The 24,403-nt window shown below is 72.6% G+C and carries 2 protein-coding genes (1 of these 2 only partly in view); both read right to left on the minus strand.

The genetic code is table 11. The features are described 5' to 3' along the window. Positions 1-57: 57 nt before the first annotated feature. Positions 58-16,035, minus strand: coding sequence for an amino acid adenylation domain-containing protein (locus ACFYWX_RS35575; protein WP_389428972.1), 15,978 nt, complete (start codon positions 16,033-16,035; stop codon positions 58-60). Next, positions 16,035-24,403, minus strand: the 3' portion of a protein-coding gene (locus tag ACFYWX_RS35580) for an amino acid adenylation domain-containing protein (protein WP_389428973.1). It continues 7,633 nt past the right edge of the window; 8,369 of the gene's 16,002 nt are visible here — the last part of the coding sequence; its start codon lies off the right edge, out of view; it ends in the stop codon at positions 16,035-16,037. The genes ACFYWX_RS35575 and ACFYWX_RS35580 overlap by 1 nt, the downstream gene beginning before the upstream one ends.

The following is a 24,403-nucleotide window of genomic DNA, read 5'->3' on the forward strand; positions in this document are numbered from 1 at the left end:
GGACCGCGGCAGCCGGCCGTCGGCGTTCACCCGGCCGATCCGGTCAGTGCCGCGCCCTCATCGGGCGCCCCGGTCGCGCATCGGCCGCAGGGCCGGCCGGCTCGACTTCTCCGTGCCGAGCCGCTGCGCGAGTCCCGCCACGGTCGGCGCGTCGAACAGCGTCCTGATCGGCACCTCGACCTCCAGCACGGCACGGATCCGGGCGACCAGTTCCACGGCCAGCAGCGAGTGACCGCCCAGCTCGAAGAAGTCGTCGTCGACGCCCACCTTCTCCAGCCCCAGGACCTCGGCGAACGCCGCGCACAGCGCCTCCTCGCGCGCGTTGGCGGGCGCCCGGCCGGCACCCGCGCCTGCGGCGTAGTCCGGGGCGGGCAGGGCCTTGCGGTCCAGCTTGCCGTTGCCGGTCAGCGGCAGCGCGTCCAGCACCACGACAGCGGACGGCACCATGTGCTCCGGGAGCCGTTGGGCGGCGAACGCCAGGACGGTGTCCGGGAGTTCGCCGACTTCGTCGTCGGCGACGACGTACGCCACCAGCCGGGTGTCCCCGGGGACGTCCGCGCGGGCGATCACCGCGGCCTGCGCGACCAGCGGGTGGGCAGCCAGCACGGCCTGGACCTCGCCGGGCTCGATCCGGAAACCACGGACCTTGACCTGCTCGTCCGCCCGGCCCAGATACTCCAGCTGCCCGTCCGTACGCCGGCGCGCCACATCGCCCGAGCGGTACATACGCAGACCGGGCTCGAAGGGGTTCGCGACGAACCGCTCAGCCGTCAGACCCGGGCGCTTCACATAACCACGCGCCAGCTGCGCACCGGCGATGTACAGCTCACCCGCCACACCCGGCGCCACGGGGCGCAGGTACTCGTCCAGCACGTACAGGCGGGTGTTGGCGATCGGACGGCCGATCGGAACCGGCTCGCCGATCTCCTGCCCGGCCCGCAGCTCGAACACCGCGCAGCCCACCACGGTCTCCGTCGGTCCGTACTCGTTCACCACCACCGACTCGGGAGCCCGCTCCAACCAGGACCGCACCACTTGGGCCGGCAGCGCCTCGCCACCGACCACCCAGGTGGCCGCGGCACCCTTCACCTGGCCGTCCGACAGCATCTCGCCCAGCAGCGGCAGATGTGCCGGGACGGCCTTGACCAGACCGAACCCGCCGCCGTCACGCAGCAGGTGCGCCAGTCCCTCGGCGCCGCCCTCCCGGCTCACCACCACCGGCGCACCCGAGATCAGCGGTACGACGACGCTGGTCACCGTCAGGTCGAACGCCAGCGACGAGTGCAGCGGCGCGCCGCCCTCCGTGCCGTACGAACCGGCCGCGTGCCGCGCGTAGTTGGCGAGCCCACCGTGGGTGACCGCCACGCCCTTCGGCCGGCCCGTCGAGCCCGACGTGTAGATCACATACGCCAGACCGTCCGCCGACACCGGCACCCCGGGAGCGGTCGTCGGCAGGGCGGCCAGTTGCATCGCCGTGAGCGCACCGTCGACCGCCACCACCCGGGCCCGCCCGGCGGGGAGTTCGTCCAGCACCTCCTCGTCCGCGAGGGTCAGCACCGCGCCACTGTCCGCCAGCGTGAACGCGATGCGCTCCGCCGGGTACTCCGGATCGACCGGCAGATAGCCTGCACCCGCCTTCCAGGTGGCGAGGACGGCCACCATCATGTCCACGCCCCGCGGCAGGCAGACGCCGACCAGCGACTCCGCGCCGACGCCCTGGGCCAGCAGGTAGTGGGCGAGCCGGTTCGCCCGCTCATCCAGCTCCCGGTACGACACCTCCTCGCCGTCCGCCGCCACGGCCACCGCATCCGGCGTACGCGCCACCTGTGCCGCGAACAGCTCCGGTACCAGACCCGTCCCGAAGTCCACCTCCGTGTCGTTCCACTCGACGAGCACCCGCCGACGCTCGGCCTCCTCCAGGACGTCCACACCGCTCAGCCGCAGCCCCGGATCGCCCGCCACCAGCTCCAGCACCCGCACCAGACGCCGCGCGATCCGCTCGACCGACTCCGACTCGAACAGGTCCGCCGCACCGATCACCGTGCCGTACACACCTGCCGGCGCACCCTGCGCATCGAAAGCCTCACCGAGCAGCACGTCCAGGTCGAACCGCGCCGCCGTGGCCGCGCCGGTCGCCATCCCGCTCACACCCGTACCCGGGAGGTCGAGGACGGCCCGCGCGTTGTTCTGCATGGTGAAGACCGTCTGGAACAACGGGTGACGGCCCATCGAACGAGCCGGCGCCAACTCCTCCACCAGCCGCTCGAACGGCACGTCCTGGTGCTCGAACGCCGACAGACTCGTCTCCCGCACCCGGCCCAGCACCTCACGGAACGACGGATCACCCGACAGATCCGCGCGGATCACCAGCGTGTTCACGAAGAACCCGACCAGATCCTCCAGCGCCGCATCCGTACGGCCCGCGTTCGCCGCGCCGATCGGCACATCCGTGCCCGCACCCAGCCGCGACAGCAACACCGCCAGCGCCGACTGCAGCACCATGAACATCGTCACGCCCTCGGCCCGCGCCACCCGCGCCAGCTCCGCGTGCAACCCCGCGGGAACCTCCACCCGCACTTCGTGGCCCCGGTTGGACGCCACCGCCGGACGCACATGGTCCACCGGCAGCGACAGCTCCTCCGGCACATCAGCCAACTCCGCACGCCAGTACTCCATCTGACGCCACATCAGGCTCTCCGGATCACCGGCCTCACCCAGCAGCTCCCGCTGCCACAGCGCGTAGTCCGCGTACTGCACCGGCAGCGCCTCCCACTGAGGAACCCGACCCGTCGTACGCGCCGCATACGCCGTCGACAGATCCCGCGCCAGCGGCGCCCACGACCAACCGTCACCGGCGATGTGGTGCACCACGACCACCAGCACCCGCTCCCGCGGCCCCGCCTCCAACAGCCACGCCCGGATCGGCACCTCCGCCGCCAGATCGAACACATGTCCCGCGGCCTCGGCCACGGCACCCTCCAGTTCCTCCGGCGCCACCTCGGCGACCGTCAACTCCCACACCAGTTCCTCGACCGGGATGATCCGCTGGTAGGGCTCGCCGTCCTCCGTCGGCAGCACGGTGCGCAGCACCTCGTGCCGGCCGAGAACATCCCGCAGGGCCGCGCCGAGGACCTGGCGGTCGATCTGCTCCGGCAGCCTCAGCGCCATCGGGACGTTGTAGGCGGCACCGGCGTCCTGGAGCTGGCCGATGAACCACATCCGGCGCTGGGCGTAGGACAGCGGCACCCGGTCGGGGCGCTCCATCGGCGTCAGGGCCGGCCGGCTGTCGCCGTCCTCGTCGGCGATCCGGGCGGCCAGGGCCGCGACGGTCGGCGCGTCGAACAGGACCCGGATGTCCAGGTTCACGCCCAGCACCGCGCGGATCCGGCTGGCCAGCCGGACGGCGAGCAGGGAGTGGCCGCCGAGGGCGAAGAAGTCGTCGTCGACGCCGACGCTCTCCACGCCGAGAATCTGTGCGAACACGCCGCACAGGAGTTCCTCGCGCGGGTTCGCCGGGCCCCGGCCCGCGGCGGAGCGCTCTTCGGGGGCGGGCAGCGCCTTGCGGTCCAGCTTGCCGTTCACGGTGATCGGCAGGGCGTCGAGCACCACGACCGCCGACGGCACCATGTACTCCGGCAGCCGCTCGGCGGCCAGAGCGGTGACCAGCCCGGGAAGGTCGGCGGGCACGCCGTCGGCGACCACGTAGGCGACCAGGCGCTTCTCGCCGGGCGTGTCCTCGCGTACGACGACGGCGGCCTGGGCGACCTGCGGGTGCGAGGCGATGACGTTCTCGATCTCACCCGGTTCGATCCGGAAGCCGCGGATCTTCACCTGGTCGTCCGTGCGGCCGGCGAACACCAACTGCCCGTCGGCCGTCCAGCGGGCTCGGTCGCCCGTGCGGTAGAACCGCTCGCCGGGGCCGCCGAAGGGATTGGCGACGAAGCGTTCCGCCGTCAGGCCGGGGCGGCCCAGGTAGCCGCGCGCCAGGCCGATGCCGGCGACGTACAGCTCGCCGGGCACGCCGACCGGCACCGGCGCGAGGAACTCGTCCAGGACGAAGACCTGGGTGTTGACGACCGGCGCGCCGATCGCGACCTCGCCGGCCTCCGGGTCGCAGCGCCACAGCGTCGCGTCGACCGTGGTCTCGGTCGGGCCGTAGGAGTTGAACAGCCGGTGGCCGCGCGCCCAGCGGGCCATCACGTCGGGCGGGCAGGCCTCACCGGCGGTCACCAGGACCACGTCCGCGCCGATCGACTCCTCGTCCAGGGTGGCCAGCACGGCCGGCGGCAGCGTCACATGCGTGACCCGCTCCCCGGCGAGGAACTGCGGCAGGGCCTCGCCCAGTCGGCGCTCCTGCGGGATCGTCACCAAGGTCGCGCCGGTCAGCAGGGCCATCAGCCACTCCCAGCCGAAGGTGTCGAAGCCCGGCGAGGCGAACTGCCCCACCCGCGACCCGGCGCCGACCCCCAGGTGGCGGACGTGGCCCGCCACCAGGCTCGCCACACCCGCGTGGGAGACCAGCACGCCCTTGGGACGCCCGGTCGAGCCCGAGGTGTAGATCACGTAGGCCGGGTTCTCCACCCGGACCGACGGGGTGGCCGGGGCGCCGTCGTCCTCAGCCGCCGTCTCCGGGGCGTCCACCAGCACCGCGGTGCCGGGCACGACCGCGGCCGTGCCCGAAGAAGCCAGCACCACGGCGGGCTCGGCGTCCTCCAGCATGTACGCGATGCGGTCCACCGGGTAGGCCGGGTCGATCGGCATGTAGGCGCCGCCTGCCTTCGCCACGGCGAGGAGGGCCACCATCAGGTCGACGCCGCGCTCCAGGCAGACCCCGACGACCGACTCCGGGCCCACGCCCCGGCCGACCAGGTACCGGGCCAGGCTGTTCGCCCGTGCGTCCAGTTCGGCGTAGGTCACCTCCTCGTCGTCGGCGGCCACCGCCACCGCGGCCGGATCGCGCGCCACCTGCGTGGCGAACAGCTCCGCCACCGTTTGCGAGGGCACGTCGGCAGCAGTGGCGTTCCACTCCTCCAGCAGCCGCTCGCGCTCGGCCACGCCCAGCACGTCCACGGTGCTCAGCCGGAGCTGCGGGTCGCCGGTGAGGACGTCCAGCACGTGCACCAGCCGGGCCACCAGGCGTTCGGCGGAGGCCTCGTCGAGCAGGTCCGCCGCCGCGGTCACCGAACCCCGCACGCCCGCCGGGGCGCCCTGCTCGTCGAACGCCTCGGACACGATGACATCGAGGTCGAACCGGGCCGGCGTCCGCCCGGCCCGGCGCTGCTCGACCCGCAGGCCGGGCAGTTCCAGCACCGCCTGCTCGGTGTTCTGCAGGGTGAGCATCACCTGGAACAGGGCGTGGTGGGCCATCGAGCGGTTCGGGGCCAGCTCCTCCACCAGCCGCTCGAACGGCACGTCCTGGTGCGTGAACGCCTCCAGGCTGCGCTCGCGCACCCGGCCCAGCACCTGACGGAAGGTCGGGTCGCCCGACAGGTCGGTGCGCACCACCAGGGTGTTGAGGAAGAAGCCGACCAGGTCGCTGAGTGCGTCGTCGGTGCGGCCGGCATGAGGCGAGCCGATCGGGATGTCGTCACCGGCGCCCAGGCGCGACAACAACACCGCCAGGGCGGCCTGCAGCACCATGAACACCGTCACGCCCTCGGCCCGCGCCAGCTCCACCAGCCGGGCGTGGACCTCCGCCGGCACATCGACCGGCAGCTGGTGGCCGCGGTGCGAGGGCACGGCGGGACGCGGGCGGTCGAAGGACAGGTCGAGTTTCTCCGGCGCCCCCGCCAGCGCGCCGCGCCAGTAGTCGGCCTGGCGGGAGATCAGGCTTTCCGGATCGTGCTCGTCGCCCAGCAGGCCGCGCTGCCACAGCGCGTAGTCGGCGTACTGGACGGGCAGCGGCTGCCACTGCGGCGCCCGGCCTGCCGTGCGCGCCGCGTAGGCCACCGAGAGGTCGCGGGCCAGCACGCCCGTCGACCAGCCGTCACTGGCGATGTGGTGGATCGTCACCACCAGGACGTGCTCCTCGGGAGCGGTCCGCAGCAGCGACGCCCTGATCGGCAGCTCCGACGCCAGGTCGAAGAGGTGCGCCGCCGCCTCGGCGATCGCCGATTCCAAAGCCTCCGCGGCCACCTCGGCCACCGACAGCCGCCAGGCCGGCCCCTCCGCCGGGAGGACCTGCTGGTACGGCTCGTCGTCCACGACCGGGTAGACCGTGCGCAGCACCTCGTGCCGGCCGATCACGTCCAGCAGTGCCGCGTTCAGTGCCTCCTCGTCCAGCGGGCCGACCAGCCGCAGGGCGACCGGCACGTTGTAGGTCGCGCTCGGGCCCTCCAGCTGCCCCAGGAACCACACACGGCGCTGGCCGTACGACAGCGGCACCCGCTCCGGCCGCTCCCCTGCCGTCAGCGCCGTCCGCGCCGTCCCGGCGTCGCCCAGGCGGGCGGCCAGGCCGGCCACCGTCGGGGCGTCGAACAACGTGCGCAGTGGCACCTCGACCCCGAGGACGGTGCGGATCCGGCTCATCAGCCGGGTGGCGAGCAGCGAGTGGCCGCCGAGGGCGAAGAAGTCGTCGTCCACACCGACCTCGGGCAGGCCCAGCACCTGTGCGAACGCGCCGCACAGCAGTTCCTCCTGGAGGGTGGCAGGGCCACGGCCCGCGCCGGAGGCGTACTGCGGGGCGGGCAGGGCCCTGTGGTCGAGCTTGCCGTTCACCGTCAGCGGCAGCGCGTCCAGCACCATCACGGCGGACGGCACCATGTACCCGGGCAGCCGCTCGGCGACGAAGTCGCGGACCGAGGCGGGCAGTCCGACCGCGCCCTCGGCGGCGACCACGTAGGCCACCAGGAGCGCGTCACCCACCGCCTCCCGCCGGACGACCACGGCCGCCTGCAGGACCTGCGGGTGCGCGGCCACCGCGGCCCGGACCTCGCCCAGCTCGATCCGGAAGCCACGGACCTTCACCTGGTCGTCGGCCCGGCCGAGGTACTCCATCTCGCCCTGGGCGTTGCGGCGCACCAGGTCGCCCGTGCGGTACAGGCGCTCGCCCGCCCCGCCGAACGGGTCGGCGACGAACCGCTCCGCCGTCAGCCCCGCACGCCCCAGGTAACCGCGTGCCAGACCCGCGCCCGCCAGGTAGAGCTCACCGGCCGCGCCCACCGGGACCGGCGACAGCGCGCCGTCCAGCACGTACGCCCGGGTGTTCGCGATCGGCGCGCCGATCGGTACGTCCGTCACCCCGGGCCGCGCCTGCCAGCTGAGCGCGTCCACGGTCGTCTCGGTCGGGCCGTAGGTGTTGAACAGCCGCCGCCCGGCGGCCCAGCGCTCGACCAGCTCCGGCGGGCAGGCCTCGCCACCGACCTCCAGCACCACCTCGGCGCCGATCGAGCCCTCCTCCAGGCCCGCCAGCACCGCAGGCGGCAGAGTGGCGTGTGTGACCCCGGCCTCGGCGAAGAAGCCGGCCAGTTCGGCGCCCAGACGCCGGTTCGGCGGGACCACGACCAACGTCGCCCCGTACGTGAGGGCCAGCGACCATTCCAGGCAGAAGTTGTCGAAGCTCACCGAGGCGAACTGCGCCACCCGCGAGCCCGGACCGGCCCCGAAGCGGGCCAGCGCCGCCACCGTGTTCGCGAACGCCCCCAGCGGGACACCCACGCCCTTCGGCCGGCCCGTCGACCCCGAGGTGTAGATCACGTACGCGAGCTGCCCGGGCAGCTGAGCGGGCCGCTCGGCCGGGGCCGGTGCGGCCGGCTCCCGGAGCGCCTGCTCGGAGTCCACGAGCAGCACCGGCGCCCCCTCCCGTTCGACCACTTCGGCCGTGGCCGCCGAGGCCAGCACCAGCGCGGGCACCGCGTCCTCGAGCATGAAGGCGATCCGCTCGGCCGGGTACTCCGGGTCCACCGGCAGGTAGGCGGCACCGGACTTCAGCACCGCCAGCACCGCGACGACCAGGTCCACGCCCCGGTCCAGGGCCAGCGCGACCACCGACTCCGGGCCGACCCCGCGGCCCGCCAGCTGATGCGCCAGCCGGTTCGCCCGCGCGTCCAGCTCGGCGTACGACACCTCCTCGCCGTCGGCGACAACCGCCACCGCGTCGGGGGTCCGCGCCGCCCACTGCTCGAACTGCCCGACCACGGGCACCGGGGACACCTCGGCCGCCGTGTCGTTCCACTCGGTGAGGACCCGGCGCAGCTCCTCCTCGGCCAGCACCGGGAGCGTGCTCAGCCGCTGGTCCGTGCCTGTGGCCAGCGCCGTCTCCAGGGCGCCGACCAGGTGCTCGGTGGCCGTGCGCAGCAACACGCCCACCGCCTGGGGATCGACCGGGGCCACCGCGTCCACGTCGAGCGCGATCGACTCGCCGGTGTCGTTGACCGAGACGCTCAACGGGTAGTTGGTGCGCTCCCGCGCGTACACCTGCCGTATGCCGGCCAAGCCGTCGGCCGATGCCTGCGCGGCTCTCGGGGCCGTGTTGTGGCGGTAGTTGAGGAACGAGGTGAACAGGGGGGTGTCGCCCGCGACTCCACTGGCCTGCTGAGCCAGCGCCAACGAGGCGTGTTCGTGTTCCAGCAGGTCCGCCAGCTGATCACGCATGCCCGTGACCGCGCCGAGCACACTCAGTTCACCCGTGCGCACCCGCACCGGCAGGGTGTTGATGAACGGTCCGAGCACCTGCGCCGAACCCACACCCGAGTTCATCCGGCCGAACAGCACCGTGCCGAACACGACGTCGTCACGACTGCTGACTGCAGCCAGTACGCGCGCCCACGCCACGTGCAGCACCGTCGCCGCGCTCGTCCCCAGCCGACGCGAGACCTCACGCAGGCGCTCGTGCGACTCCGGTGAGAACGGCACCATCCGACGCACCGCGGCCGCGCCGTCACCGCGCACATCCACCAGCCCGAACGGCGCGGTCGGCTCCTGCACATCGTCCAGCAGGTCGGCGAAGTACCGCTCGTGCTCCGCCTGCGCCACGCCGCCACGCGCCTGCGCGACGAAGGTACGGAACGGCAGCGGCTCCGGCAGCGTGCCACCACGCCCCGTCAGGAACGCCTCCACCTCCCTCAGCAGCACCTCGACCGCCGTGTGGTCCTGCACGATGTGGTGCACGCGCATCAGCGCCAGCCAGCTGTCGCCGCCCGGCACCGCCGCCACGTGCATGTCGATCAACGGCGCACGGCCCAGGTCCATCGACAGCCCGGAGAGGGCCAGCAACTGCTCGACCCGGTCCCCGGCCTGCGGATCCAGCGCGACCTCCGCAACCGGCAGCACGGCCTTCCGCCACACCACCTGCACCGGCTCGACCAGCCCCTGCCACACGATCGAGGTGCGGAAGATGTCATGGCGGTCCACGACCCGTTGCAGCGCCTCGACGAACGCGTCCAGACGCGTCCGCGACTCGAACTCCAGCACCGTGGGCAGCACATACGCATCCACACCGCCCTCAGCCATGAGGTGGTGGAACCACAGGCCCTGCTGCAGCGGAGCCAGCGGATAGACGTCCGCCACGTTCGCCGCACCGCCCTCGACCGTCGCGACGACTGCGGCGATCTCGTCGGCGGTCAGCTCCACCAGGGGCAGCATCTGCGGGGTGATCTCCACCGCGTCCGCGGGGATCAGGTTCGCCGGCACCTCCACCTGCGTCGCGCCCGTCGACGCTGCCAGGCCGGCCGGGGTCGGGGACTGGAAGAACGCCCGCACCGAGACCGACACACCACGCCCGCGCAACACCTCCACCAGACGCACCGCGAGCAGCGAATGACCGCCCAGCTGGAAGAAGTTGTCCTCGACGCCCACGCCCTCCAGGCCCAGCACCTCGGCGAAGGCGGCGCAGAGCACCTCTTCGCGGGCGTTCGCCGGTCCGCGGTCCGAACCGGCCGTGTACTCCGGAGCGGGCAGGGCCTTGCGGTCCAGTTTTCCGTTGATCGTCAACGGGAGGCCGTCGAGGACCACGATCGCGGAGGGGACCATGTGTTCCGGCAGCCGTGCGGCCAGGAACTCGCGTGTGAGGGACGGGAGTTCGTCGCCGTCGTGACCATCGGCGGGCACCACGTAGGCCACCAGGCGGGTGTCACCGGTGTCCTGGCGCGCGACGACCGCGGCCTGCGCCACCGCGGGATGCTCGGCCGCCACCGAACCGATCTCGCCCGGCTCGATCCGGAAGCCGCGAACCTTCACCTGCTCGTCCGCACGCCCCAGATACTCCAGGCGACCGTCCGCACCCCACCGCGCCCGGTCACCGGTCCGGTACATCCGCTCACCCGGCGCGCCGAACGGCGACGCCACGAAACGCTCCGCCGACAGCCCCGCGCGCCCGAGATAGCCGCGCGCCAGCTGACCACCGGTCACATACACCTCACCGCCGACTCCCACCGGCACCGGACGCAACCGCTCGTCCAGTACGAACACGCCCAGTCCGGGGATGCCGCGGCCCACCACACTGCCCGCCGTGTCGCCGGCCGCCAGGTCCTGGAACGTCACGTGCACCGTGGTCTCGGTGATGCCGTACATGTTCACCAACCGCGGGCCATCCGCACCCTGGCGCTCCCACCACCCGGCCAGCCGCACCGGATCCAGCGCCTCACCGCCGAACACCACGGCACGCAAGGACCGCACCGCCTCCGGCCGACGCTCCTCGGCTCCCATCAACTGGTAGAACGCGGACGGAGTCTGGCTGAGCATCGTCACGCCCTCGCGTTCCACCAGCGCAAGGAAGTCCTCCGGCGAACGCGACACCTCGTACGGCACCACGACCACCCGGCCACCGTGCAGCAGCGCGCCCCACAACTCCCACACCGAGAAGTCGAACGCGAAGGAGTGGAACCAGCTCCACACGTCCGCGGGCCCGAACCCGAACAGGCCCTGCGTCCGGGCGAACAGGTCCGTCACGTTCCGGTGCGTCACCACCACACCCTTGGGGCGTCCCGTAGAACCCGACGTGTAGATCACGTACGCCGGATGGTCCGGTGCCAGCACCCCGCGCTCGTCCGTGGACAGCACACCGGCGCCCAGGTGCGCCAACTCCTGTGCCACCGCGGGGTCGTCCAGGGCCAGCACGTCGACCCCCAGCCCCGCCAACCGGTCCGCAGGTCCCTGCTCGGTGAGTACCAGAGCGGCCTTGGCATCGTCGATCGTGAACGCCACCCGGTCCGCCGGATACGCCGGATCGATCGGCAGATACGCACCGCCTGCCTTCACCACCGCCAACAGCGCCACGATCAACTCGACGCCGCGCTCCAGGCAGACGCCCACCGCCGACTCCGCACCCACACCGCGCGAAACCAGCAACCGTGCGAGCCGGTTCGCCCGCGCCTCCAACTCAGCGTACGTGACCTGCTCGCCGTCGGCGGTGATCGCCACCGCATCAGGCGTCCGTGCCGCCCGCGCCTCGAACAGGGCCGGCAGAGTGGTCCCCGCAAGCTCGGCCCCGGCGTCGTTCCACTCCGTCAGGATCCGGTGCAGTTCCTCGGGGGCCAGCACGGGGATGTTTCGGAGTGCCTCGTCGGGTGCACCGTCAAGTGCCGTCTCGACCAGGGGAACCAGGCCCTCGACGGCCGTCTGTACCAGCAGGCCGACGGACTCCGGGGCGATCGGCGCGACCGCGTCGACCACGAGCTCCATCGTGTCGCCGTTGTCGTCGACGGAGACGGTGAGCGGGTAATTGGTGCGCTCGCTGGAGGACAGCACGCGCATGCCCTCGGGCGCGGTGTGACCCTGCTGTTCGGCCTCCGCACGGGTGTTGTGGCGGTAGTTGAGCAGCGAGGTGAAGACCGGGGTGTTGCCCGGAAGGCCGCTGGCCTGCTGGGCCAGGGCCAGGGAGGCGTGCTCGTGCTCCAGCAGCTCGGCGAGCTGGCCGCGCATCGCCGTCACCGCCTCCAGTGCGCCCAGCTCGCCCGTCTTCACCCGCACCGGCAGCGTGTTCAGGTACATGCCCGCCACCCGGTCGGCGCCCGCACCCGCGTTCATCCGGCCGAAGAGCACCGTGCCGAACACCACGTCGGCATGGTCCGACACCGCCGAGAGGACCCGGGCCCACGCGATGTGCATCAGGGTCGCGGGGCTGGTTCCGGCCCGGCGCGCCACGCTCCGCAGCCGGTCGACCAGTCCGGTTGCGAGCGGCACCACCGCGCGCTCCACCGCGGCGCCGTCACCGTGGACGTCGACCAGCTCGTACGGCGCGGTGGGCTCGGTCACGTCACCGAGCAGCTCGGCGAAGTACCGTTCGTGCGCGATCCGGTCCGCACTGCCGCGCACCTGTGCGACGAAGTCGCGGAACGGCAGCGGTTGGGGCAACTCGCCGCCGCGCCCGGCCAGGAACGCCCGCACCTCATGGAGCAGTAGCTCCAGCGCGGTGTGGTCCTGCGCCAGATGGTGCAGCCGCAGCAGCACCAGCCAGCGCCCGCCCTCGGGCAGCGCGGCCGCGTGCACGCTGATCAGCGGCGCCCGGCCCAGATCCATCGACAGGCCCACAACGGCCTGCAGTTCGGCCGCCGGGTCGGCGGCCTCGGGGTCGAGGGTCACCTCGGTCACCGGCAGCACGGCCTTGCGCCACACCACCTGCACCGGCTCGCGCAACCCCTCCCACACGAACGAGGTCCGCAGAATGTCATGGCGGTCGACCACCTGCTGGAAGGCGCGGGCGAAGTCCCCCACACGCTCCCGCGAGTCCATCTCGATGACCACCGGCATCAGGTAGGCGTCCTCGCCGCCCTCCGCCATCAGGTGATGGAACAGCAGGCCCTCCTGCAGCGGGGCCGGCGGGTAGACGTCCGCGATGTTCGCCGCGCCGCCCTCCACGGTCGCCGCGACACGGGCGATCTCCTCAGCGGTCAGATCGACCAGCGGAAGCATCTCGGGCGTGATCTCCTGCGCGTCGGCAGGGATGAGGTTCGCCGGCACGGCGACCTCCTCCGCACCCACCGACGCCGCCAGACCGGCCGGCGTAGGCGAGTCGAACAGCGCCCGCACCGACACCGACACACCTTGCTTGCGCAACACCTCGACCAACTGCACCGCCAACAGCGAGTGACCGCCGAGCCGGAAGAATTCGTCGTCCACACCGACGTCCTGCAGTCCCAGGACCTCGGCGAACGCCGCGCAGAGGATCTCCTCACGCGCGTTGACCGGGCCACGGCCGGCACCGGTCGCATACACCGGGGCGGGCAGGGCCTTGCGGTCCAGCTTGCCGTTGCCGGTCAGCGGCAGCGCGTCCAGCACCACGACGGCCGACGGCACCATGTGCTCCGGGAGCCGTTCGGCGGCGAACGCGAGGACGGTGTCCGGAAGTTCGCCGACTTCGCCGTCGGCGACGACGTACGCCACCAGCCGGGTGTCCCCGGGGACGTCCTCGCGGGCGATCACCGCGGCCTGCGCGACCAGCGGGTGCCCGGCGATCACGGCCTGCACCTCAGCGGGCTCGACACGGAAACCGCGGACCTTGACCTGCTCGTCCGCACGGCCCAGGAACACCACCTTGCCGTCCGCCGTCCACCGGGCCCGGTCACCCGTGCGATACATCCGCACACCCGGCTCGAACGGATTCGCCACGAACCGCTCAGCCGTCAGCCCGGGGCGCTGGACATAACCACGCGCCAGCTGCGCACCGGCCACATACAGCTCACCCGCGACACCCGTCGGCACGGGCTGGAGCGCGTCGTCGAGGACGTAGAAGCGGGTGTTCGCCACCGGCGTGCCCACCGGCACCAGACCGCCGTCCGCCTCGAGGCGGGTCGTCGCCACGCCGATCGTGGTCTCGGTCGGGCCGTAGTGGTTGAACACCCCGCGGTCACCCGCGTGCTCGACCAGCTCGCGCACCAGCGCGGGCGGGGCCGCTTCACCACCGAGGACCAGCGAGCGCGTCGGCAGAACGCCTTCGACGCCCACCACGGAGGACAGCGCTGCCAGGTGCGAGGGGACGATCTTCACACAGTCGATCCCGTGCTCCACCAGATAGACCGACACCGCCGACGGGTCCGTGACCAGGCCCTCGTCGATCACGTGCAGCACGCCGCCCGTCGTCAGGCTCGCGAAGACCACCGTGTTGCCCAAGTCCGTGACCTGCGCCTGAAGAAGCGCATAGCGGCCGCCGGGCGCATCGAAGCCCACCCGGCCCGGCACCGACGACACGTAGTTCGTCAGGCCTCCGTGCGTGACCGCAACGCCCTTCGGGCGACCCGTCGAACCCGACGTGAAGATGACGTATGCCGGGTGCTCAGGCAGCACCTGCACACCCGGTGAGGTGTCCGGAAGGCCCGCCAGCTCCGCAACCACCGCGGGTTCGTCCAGCACGACCGCCGGCAGGCCGGACGGCATCGTGGCGGCCACGGTCTGTGAGGTCACCACCGCCACCGGTGCGGCATCCGCCAGCACGATCGCGATCCGGTCGGCGGGGTACGCCGGATCGACCGGCAGGTACGCACCGCCCGCCTTCATGACCGCCAGCAGCGAGACCAGCATGTCGGTCCCGCGCTCCAACGCCACCGCGACCACCGACTCCGGGCCCACACCCCGCCCGGCCAGCAACCGGGCCAGCCGGTTCGCCCGCGCGTCCAGGTCGGCGTACGACAGCTCCACGCCGTCGGCGACCACCGCCACCGCATCCGGCGTCCGTGCCACCTGCGCCTCGAACCGCCCGGGCAGCGTCGACGGTTCGACCGCCACCGCCGTGTCGTTGAACTCCACCAGCACCCGGCGACGCTCAGCGGCGTCGAGCAGCTCGACGCCGCTCAGCCGTACCTGCGGGTCAGCGGCCACCGCGGCCAGCACGCGCAGGAAGTGCACCGCGATCCGCTCGACCGACTCCGGCTCGAACAGATCCGCCGCCCCGGCCACGGTCCCGTGCACACCCGTCGGCACGCCCTGCGCGTCGAACGTCTCGCCCAGCACCACGTCCAGATCGAACCGCACCGGCGGTGCCCCCGCCGACAGCCCGCTCGCCTTCAGCCCCGGCAGGTCGAGCGCCGCCTCCGCGTTGTTCTGCAGCGTCAGTACCGTCTGGAACAGCGGATGGCGCCCCCTCGACCGCGTCGGCGCCAGTTCCTCCACCAGCTTCTCGAACGGCACATCCTGGTGATCGAACGCCGACAGGCTCGTCTCCCGCATCCGGTCGAGCACCTCACGGAACGTCGGGTCCCCCGACAGATCCGCGCGGATCACCAGCGTGTTCACGAAGAACCCGACCAGATCGTCCAGCGCCACATCGGTACGGCCGGCGACGACGGTACCGATCGGCACGTCCGTGCCTGCCCCCAGCCGCGACAGCAGCACCGCCAGCGCCGACTGCAGCACCATGAACAGGCTCACGCCCTCCGCCCTGGCCAGCTCGGCGAGCCGCGCATGCACCTCGGCGGGGACGGCCACCTCAGCGGTGAGACCGCGGTGGGAGGCCACCGCCGGACGCGGACGGTCCACGGGCAGCGCCAGCTCCTCCGGCGCATCTGCCAGAGCATCCCGCCAGTAGGTGATCTGACGGGAGATCAGGCTCTCCGGGTCGCTCTCGTCGCCCAGGAGCTCACGCTGCCACAGCGTGTAGTCCGCGTACTGCACCGGCAGCGGCTCCCACTCCGGAGCCCGGCCCGCGCACCGGGCCGTGTACGCCACCGAGACGTCCCGGGCCAGCGGACCCATCGACCAGCCGTCACCCGCGATGTGGTGCACCACCACCGCCAGGACGTGCTCGTCGGGTGCGGTGGAGAAGAGCCAGGCCCTGATCGGCACCTCCGACGCCAGGTCGAACAGGTGACGGGCGGCCCCGGACACGGCTCCGTCCAGGTCCTCCGGCGCCACATGGGCCACCGCCAGCTCCCAGTCCAGCTCGTCGACCGTGCGGATGCGCTGGTAGGGCTCGCCGTCCTTGGTCGGGAACACCGTGCGCAGCACCTCGTGCCGGCCGATCACCTCACGCAGCGCCGCGTTCATCACCGACGGGTCCAGCTCGCCCGACAGCCGCCGCACGATCGGGATGTTGTAGGCAGGGCTGGGACCGTCCAGTTGGCCGATGAACCAGAGCCGACGCTGGGCATAGGACAGAGGGATCATCAGTGCTCCTCGTTGGTACGCATCGGCCGCAGAGCTGGCCTGGCTGTCTTCTGGGTTCCAAGCCGCTGGGCGAGTCCGGCCACCGTCGGCGTCCTGTAGAGCGCTCGCAGTGAGACGTCAATGTGCAGCAGGGCCCTGATCTGGCTGATCAGCCGGGTGGCGAGCAGGGAGTGGCCGCCGAGCGCGAAGAAGTCGTCGTCCACGCCGACGCTCTCGAGCCCCAGCACCTCGGCGAACGCCTGGCACAGGAGCTCCTCCTGGCGGTTCGCCGGCGCCCGGCCCGCACCCGCGGTGTACTCCGGGGCGGGCAGCGCCTTCCGGTTCAGCTTCCCGTTGGCGGTCAGCGGAAGGGCGTCGAGCACCACGACCGCCGACGGGACCATGTACGCGGGAAGCTGGTCCTGGGCCGCCTGCCGAAGCGCCTGCGCGAGCTCCTCGGCCTTCTCCCCCGCATCCCCGAGGGGTACTACGTAGGCCACCAGCCGCTGGTCGCCGGGCCGGTCCTCGCGGACCACCACGACGGCCTGTGCCACCGAGTCCTGGCCGGCCAGCACGGCCTCGATCTCACCCGGCTCGATCCGGAACCCGCGGACCTTCACCTGGTCGTCGGCACGGCCCAGGCACTCCAGCCGCCCTTGCGGCGTCCACCTCGCCAGGTCGCCCGTGCGGTACATCCGCGCCCCCGGCCCGTACGGCGAGGCCACGAAGCGTTCGGCCGTCAGGCCCGGACGGTTCGCGTAGCCGCGCGCCAACTGGGCACCCGCCAGGTACAGTTCGCCGACCACGCCGACGGGCGCCGGCTGCATCCAGGCGTCCAGGACGTAGGCGCGCACCTCCGCGAACGGACGCCCCACCAACACCGGGCCGTCGGTCACCTCGGCGGAGGTCGCCCACACCGTCACCTCGGTCGGCCCGTACAGGTTCACCGCCTCGACACCGAGGTCGGTGAACCGCTGCGCCAGCTCGGGCGGCAGGGCCTCGCCGCCCACCAACGCCCGCACCCCGGTGGGCCATCCGCGCACCTCCAGCAGCGCCCGCCACAGCGACGGCACACCCTGCACCACCGTCGCCCCGGACGAGACCACCAGTTCCGTCAAGGCGGCCGGGTCCCGCGCCACCTCGCGGGAGGCCACCACCACCGACGCGCCCGACACCAGCGGCAGGAACAGCTCCAGCGCCGCGATGTCGAAGGACACCGTGGTCACGGCGACCAGACGGTCGCTCGCCGCCAGCGGCACCCGCTGCGCCACACCGGTCAGGTGGGTCGCCAGCGCTCCGTGCGACACCGCCACACCCTTGGGCCGGCCCGTGGAGCCGGAGGTGTAGATCAGGTACGCCGAGTGCTCCGGGAGCGACCCGCCTCGCCGGCCCGATGACGGCACCTCCGCGTCCAGCTGCGCCAGCTCCCGGATCGTCGCGGGGGCGTCCAGGGCCACCACGGCGACTCCCAGCCCCGCCAGCCGGTCACCCGGGTCGCGCGCCGTCAGCACCAGGGCAGCCCCGGCGTCGCCGATGGTGTACGCCACCCGCTCCGCCGGGTACTCCGGGTCCACCGGCAGGTAAGCGCCTCCGGCCCGCATCACCGCGAGCAGCGCGACCACCAGGTCGGCCCCGCGGTCCAGGGCGACCGCCACCACCGACTCCGGGCCCACGCCCCGACCTGTCAGGTACCGGGCCAGCCGGTTCACCCGCGCGTCCAGCTCGGCGTACGACAGCTCCGTGCCCTCGGACACGACGGCGATCGCCTCCGGAGTGCGCGCCACCTGCGCGGCGAACAGCTCCGGCACGGACACCGGCGCGGCGGCATCCCGGTCTGTGCCGTTCCACTCGTCGAGCAGCCGGTGCAGTTCCCCGTCGTCGAGCACGCGCACCGATGCCAGCGGCTCTTCCGCTCCTCCGTCGAGCGCGGTCTCCAGCGCGGTGACCAGGTGCTCCGCTGTGGTGCACAGCAGCCGTCCGACGGCCTGTACGTCGATGGCGGCCACCGCGTCCACGGTCAGCTCGATCGACTCGCCGTCGTCGTCCACGGCCACCACGAGCGGGTAGTTGGTCCGCTCCCGCGCGAACCGCATGGTGAAGCCCTCGAAGCGGTGGTTCGCATCGTCGTCCGCGCCGTGCCCGGATCCACCACTGTTGTGCCGGTAGTTGAACACGGCGGTGAACAGCGGCGTGTCCCCCGCCAGTCCACTGGTCCGCTGGGCCAGGGCCAGGGAGGCGTGCTCGTGCTCCAGCAGTTCGGCCAGCTGGGCGCGCATCGCCGTCACTGCCTCGAGGGCGCCCAGTTCACCAGTGTGCAGCCGGACCGGCAGGGTGTTGATGAACGGGCCGGGGATCCGGTCGGCACCGGCGCCGGAATTCATCCGGCCGAACAGGACGGTGCCGAACACCACGTCCGTCCGGCCCGAGACCGCCGCCAGGGTCCGTGCCCACGCGACGTGCAGCACGGTCGCCGCACTCGTGCTCAGCCGGCGTGCGACCGCGCGCAGTCGCGCGTGCAGCTCCGGCGTGAAGGGCATCCGTACCCAGTCCGTGTCCGCTCCGTCGCCGTGGACGTCGACCAGTCCGAACGGCGCGGTCGGCTCGTCGACATCGCCCAGCAGCTCGGTGAAGTAGCGCTCGTGCTCCGACTGCGCCACGCCGCCGCGGGCCTGCGCGACGAAATCACGGAAGGGCATCGGTTGCGGCAGCGCGTCGCCCCGGCCGGTCAGGAACGCGTGGACCTCGTCGTGCAGCACCTCCAGGGCGACGTGGTCCTGGACGGCGTGGTGCACCTTGAGCAGCATCAGCCGGCGGTCGCTGTCCGGCAGCGCGGCGACGTGCAAGGTGAGCAGGGGCGCCCGTCCCAGGTCCATCGATGTCCCGCCGACCGACAGGAGCTGCTCGACCGGGTCGCCGCCGTGCGCGTCCAGGTTCACCTCCTCGACGGCGAGCGGGGCCCGGCGCCAGACCACCTGGACCGGCTCGCGCAGTCCCTTCCAGACGATCGAGGTGCGGAAGATGTCGTGCCGGTCCACCACGTGCTGCAGGGCCTCGGTGAAGGCGTCCAGCAGCTCCCGTGACTCCAGCTCGAACACTTCCCTGCTCACGTAGGCGTCGTCGCCGCCGTCCGCCAGCAGGTGGTGGAAGAGCAGACCCTCCTGCAGCGGGGCCAGCGGGTAGACGTCCGCGATGTTCCCCGCACCGCCGGGGACGGTCGCCACCACCGCGGCGACCTCCTGTTCCGACAGCTCCACCATGGAGAGCAGCTCCGGCGTGAGGTCCACCGCGTCGGCCGGGATCAGGTTCGCCGGCACCTCCACCTGCACGGCTCCGGTGGAGGCCGCGAGGCCGGCCGGGGTCGGCGTCTGGAACAGAGCCCGCACCGACACCTGCACGCCGTTCGAGCGCAGCACCTCGACGAGACGCACCACGAGCAGGGAGTGTCCGCCGAGCCGGAAGAAGTCGTCGTCCACGCCGACGCTCTCCAGGCCGAGGACATCGGCGAACGCCGCGCAGAGGATCTCCTCACGCGCGTTCGCCGGAGAACGGCCGCTGCCGGTCACGTACGCCGGGGCGGGCAGGGCCCCACGGTCCAGCTTCCCGTTGACCGTCATCGGCAGTGCGTCCAGCACCACGACCGCGGACGGGACGAGGTAGGCGGGCAGCAGATCCGCGGCGAAACGGGTTATCACCTCGGGGAGTTGGGCGTGCGCTCCCTCGGCCGGGACCACGTACGCCACCAGCCGCTTGTCGTTCGGGGTGTCCTCGCGGGCGATGACCGCCACTTGGGCGACCTGCGGGTGCGACGCCAGGACGTTCTCGACCTCGCCGGGCTCGATCCGGAAGCCGCGGATCTTCACCTGGTCGTCGGTGCGGCCCGCGAACACCAACTGCCCGTCCGCCGTCCACCGCGCCCGGTCACCCGTACGGTACAGACGCTCGCCCGGCCCACCGAAGGGATGCGCGACGAACCGCTCCGCCGTCAGACCGGGACGCCCCAGATAACCCCGCGCCAGACCGGCACCCGCCACATACAGCTCGCCGGCCACACCCACCGGCACCGGAGCCAAAAACTCATCCAGCACGAACACCCGGGTATTGACCACCGGCGACCCGATCGCCACCTCGTCCGCGGACGGGTCGCAGGGCCAGCTGGTGGCGTCCACCGTGGTCTCGGCGGGGCCATAGGCGTTGAACATCCGCCGACCACGCGACCAGCGCGCCGCCGTCTCCGGGGGCAGGGCCTCGCCCGCCGTCACCAGGACGAGGTCCTTGCCGACCGTCGTCTCGTCCAGCGTCGCCAGCACCGCGGGCGGCAGGGTCACGTGGGTCACCGCCTGCTCGGCCAGCAGCTGCGCCAGAGGCGTGCCGGCCCGCTGGTCCGGCGGGATGACCACCAGGGTCGCGCCGTTCAGCAGGGCCATGAACCACTCCCACGCGAACGCGTCGAAGCCCACCGAGGCGAACTGCCCCACCCGGCCTCCGGCGCCCACGCCCAGCAGACGGCTGTGGCCCGCCCGCATGCTCGCCACACCCGCGTGCGAGACCAGCACACCCTTCGGCCGCCCCGTCGAACCAGAGGTGTAGATCACGTATGCCGGATGGTCCGGTGCCAAGACCCCGCGCTCGTCCAGCGCGCCGCCGTCCAGCCCCGCCAGGGCCGCCACGACCTCGGGGTCGTCCAGCAGCACCGCACCGGGCAGCACGCCCTCGGTCCCGGTCGCGGCCAGCAGCACCCGCGGCCCCGCGTCCTGCAGCATGTAGGCGACGCGCTGCGCCGGATACTCGGGGTCGATGGTCATGTACGCCCCACCGGCCTTCAGCACACCGAGCACCGCCACCAGCAGCTCGACACCACGCTCCAGGCAGACCCCCACCACCGACTCCGGACCCACACCACAACCGATCAGATAACGCGCCAGACGGTTCGACCGCGCGTCCAGCTCGGCATACGACAGGCTCACGCCGTCCGCGACCACAGCCACCGCCCCCGGAGTGCGCGCGACCTGCGCGGCGAACAGCTCCGGCACCGTCAGCGGGGCGACCTCGACCGCCGTGTCGTTCCACTCCGTCAGCATGTGGTGGGCGGTGGCCTCGTCGAGGACGTGTACCGAGCTGAGCGGCTGCTCGGGGCCGCCGTCCAGGGCCGCTTCCAGGGCGGTGACCAGGTTCGCGGCGGCGGTGCACACCAGCCGTCCCACGGCGTGGGGGTCGACGCCCGCCACCGCGTCCACGGCCAGCGCGATGGACTCGCCGTCGTCGTCCACGGACACGGCGAGGGGGTAGTTGGTGCGCTCGCGCGAGAACCGTGCCTCGAAGCCCTCGAACCCGCGGGTGCGCTCGTCCCGCTCACGCTCGGATCCGCCGGGGTTGTGGCGGTAGTTGAACAGGGCGGTGAACAGCGGCGTGTCACCGGCCAGTCCGCTGGCCCGCTGGGCCAGGGCCAGGGAGGCGTGCTCGTGCTCCAGCAGTTCGGCCAGTTGGTCCCGCATGGCCGAGACGGCCTCGAGGGCGCCCAGTTCACCGGTGCGCAGCCGGACCGGCAGCGTGTTGATGAACGGGCCGGGGATCCGGTCGGCACCGGCGCCGGCGTTCATCCGGCCGAACAGGACGGTGCCGAACACCACGTCGGCCCGGCCCGAGACCGCCGCCAGGGTCCGTGCCCACGCGACGTGCAGCACGGTCGCCGCACTCGTGCTCAGCCGGCGTGCGACCGCGCGCAGGCCCGCGTGCAGCTCCGGCCCGAAGGGCACGTGGACCCGGACGGTGTCCGCGCCGTCGCCGCGGACGTCGACCAGCCCGAACGGCGCGGTCGGTTCATCGACATCGCCCAGCAGCTCGGTGAAGTGGCGCTCGTGCTCCGACTGCGCCATGCCGCCCCTCGCCTGGGCGACGAAGGTGCGGAACGGCACGGGTGCCGGCAGCGTGTCGCCCCGGCCGGTCAGGAAGGCCTGGACCTCGCCGAGCACCACCTCCATGGCGGTGTGGTCCTGGACGGTGTGATGCACCTTGAGCAGCATCAGCCAACGGTCGTTCTCCGGCAGCGCGGCGACGTGCAGCGTGAGCAGGGGCGCGCGGCCCAGGTCCATCGACGTCCCGCCGGCCTCCAGCAGTTGCTCGACCGGGTCGGCGCCGTGCGCGGCCGGCATCACCTCCTCGATGGAGAGCGGGGCCCGGCGCCAGACCACCTGGACCGGCTCGCGCAGCCCCTTCCAGACGATCGAGGTGCGGAAGATGTCGTGCCGGTCCACCACCTGCTGCAGGGCCTCGGTAAAGGTGTCCAGCAGCTCCCGCGACTCCAGTTCGAACACCACCGGGGTGACATAGGCGTCGTCGCCGCCGTCCGCCAGCAGGTGGTGGAAGAGCAGACCCTCCTGCAGCGGGGCCAGCGGGTAGACGTCCGCGATGTTCCCCGCGCCGCCGGGGACGGTGGCGGCGATGCCGGCGATCTCGTCGGCGGTCAGGTCGACGAGCGGCAGCATGGCCGGGGTTATCTCCTGCGCGTCGGCGGGGATCCGGTTCGCCGGAACCTCCACCTGGCGGCCGGAGCCCGCCGAGAGGGCGAGCCCGGCCGGGGTCGGCGTCTGGAACAGAGACCGCACCGAGACGGACACGCCGTGCGAGCGCAGCACCTCGACCAGGCGCACAGCGAGCAGGGAGTGGCCACCGAGCTGGAAGAAGTCGTCGTCCACGCCGACGTTCTGCACGCCGAGGACGTCGGCGAAGGCCGCGCAGAGGACCTCCTCGCGCGCGTTCGCCGGGCCGCGGCCGGAACCGGCCGTGTACGCGGGGACGGGCAGGGCCCCGCGGTCCAGCTTGCCGTTGACCGTCAGCGGCAGAGCGTCGAGCACGACGACGACGGAGGGGACCATGTAGGCGGGCAGCCGCTCGGCGGCCGTCCGCGTCAACAGTTCGGGCAGATCGGCGTGCGCTCCCTCGGCCGGGACCACGTACGCCACCAGCCGCTTGTCGTTCGGGGTGTCCTCGCGGGCGATGACCGCCACTTGGGCGACCTGCGGGTGCGACGCGAGGACGTTCTCGACCTCGCCGGGCTCGATCCGGAAGCCGCGGATCTTCACCTGGTCGTCGGTGCGGCCCGCGAACACCAACTGCCCGTCCGCCGTCCAACGCGCCCGGTCACCCGTACGGTACAGACGCTCGCCCGGCCCACCGAAGGGATGCGCGACGAACCGCTCCGCCGTCAGTCCAGGACGGCCCAGATAACCCCGCGCCAGACCGGCACCCGCCACATACAGCTCGCCGGCCACACCCACCGGCACCGGAGCCAAAAACTCATCCAGCACGAACACCCGGGTATTGACCACCGGCGACCCGATCGCCACCTCGTCCGCCGACGGATCGCAGGGCCACAGCGTCGCGTCGACGGTCGTCTCGGCCGGGCCGAAGGAGTTGAACAGCCGGTGGCCACGCGACCAGCGCGCCATCACGTCCGGCGGGAGTGCCTCGCCGCCCGTCACCAGAACGACGTCCTCACCGATCGAGGTCTCGTCGAGCGTCGCCAGCGCGGCCTGCGGCAACGCCACATGCGTCACCGCCCGCTCGGTCAGGAACCGCGGCAGAGCCTCACCCAGACGCTGCTCCTGCGGAATGACCACCAACGTCGCGCCGGTCAGCAGGGCCATGAACCACTCCCAGGCGAACGCGTCGAAGCCCACCGACCCGTACTGGCCCACCCGCGAACCCGGACCGACGCCCAGGTAGCGCGTCTGACCCGCCACCAGAGACGCCACACCCGCGTGCGACACCAGCACGCCCTTGGGGCGACCCGTCGAACCCGAGGTGTAGATCACGTACGCGGCGTCCTGCGGCCGCACCACCCCGTCCAGCGGGCCGCCGTCCAGCTCCGCCAGGTCCAGCTCCTCGACCAGCACCGCACCAGGCACCAGCGCCTGCGTGCCGGCCGACGCCAGCACCACGGCCGGCGCGGCATCCTCCACCATGTGGGCGACACGCCGCGCCGGATACTCGGGATCGATGGTCATGTACGCCCCACCGGCCTTGAGCACACCGAGCACCGCCACCAGCAGCTCGACCCCGCGCTCCAGGCACACCCCGACCACGGAGCCCACACCGACACCCCGGCCGGCCAGGTACCGGGCCAGTCGGTTCGCCCGCGCATCCAGCTCGCCGTACGACATCTCGACTCCGTCGGCGACCACGGCCACCGCCCTCGGATCCCGCGCCACCTGAGCCGCGAACAGCTCCGGCACCGCCGCCGACCTCACCTCGGCCGATGTCTCGTTCCACTCCACGAGCATCCGGTGCCGGCCCGCGGGGGCCAGCACCTCGACGTCCCGGAGCGCAGCGTCCGGTCCGCCGTCCAGTGCCTCCTCGACCCGGAGAACCAGGTTCGCGACGGCGGTCCGCA

The sequence above is a fragment of the Streptomyces sp. NPDC002888 genome, from assembly GCF_042888465.1.
Taxonomy (GTDB): Bacteria; Actinomycetota; Actinomycetes; order Streptomycetales; family Streptomycetaceae; genus Streptomyces.

Coding starts and splice junctions, on each gene's coding strand:
- ACFYWX_RS35575 (WP_389428972.1), bottom strand. CDS start 16,035: ATGATCCCTCTGTCCTATGCCCAGCGTCGGCTCTGGTTCATCGGCCAA.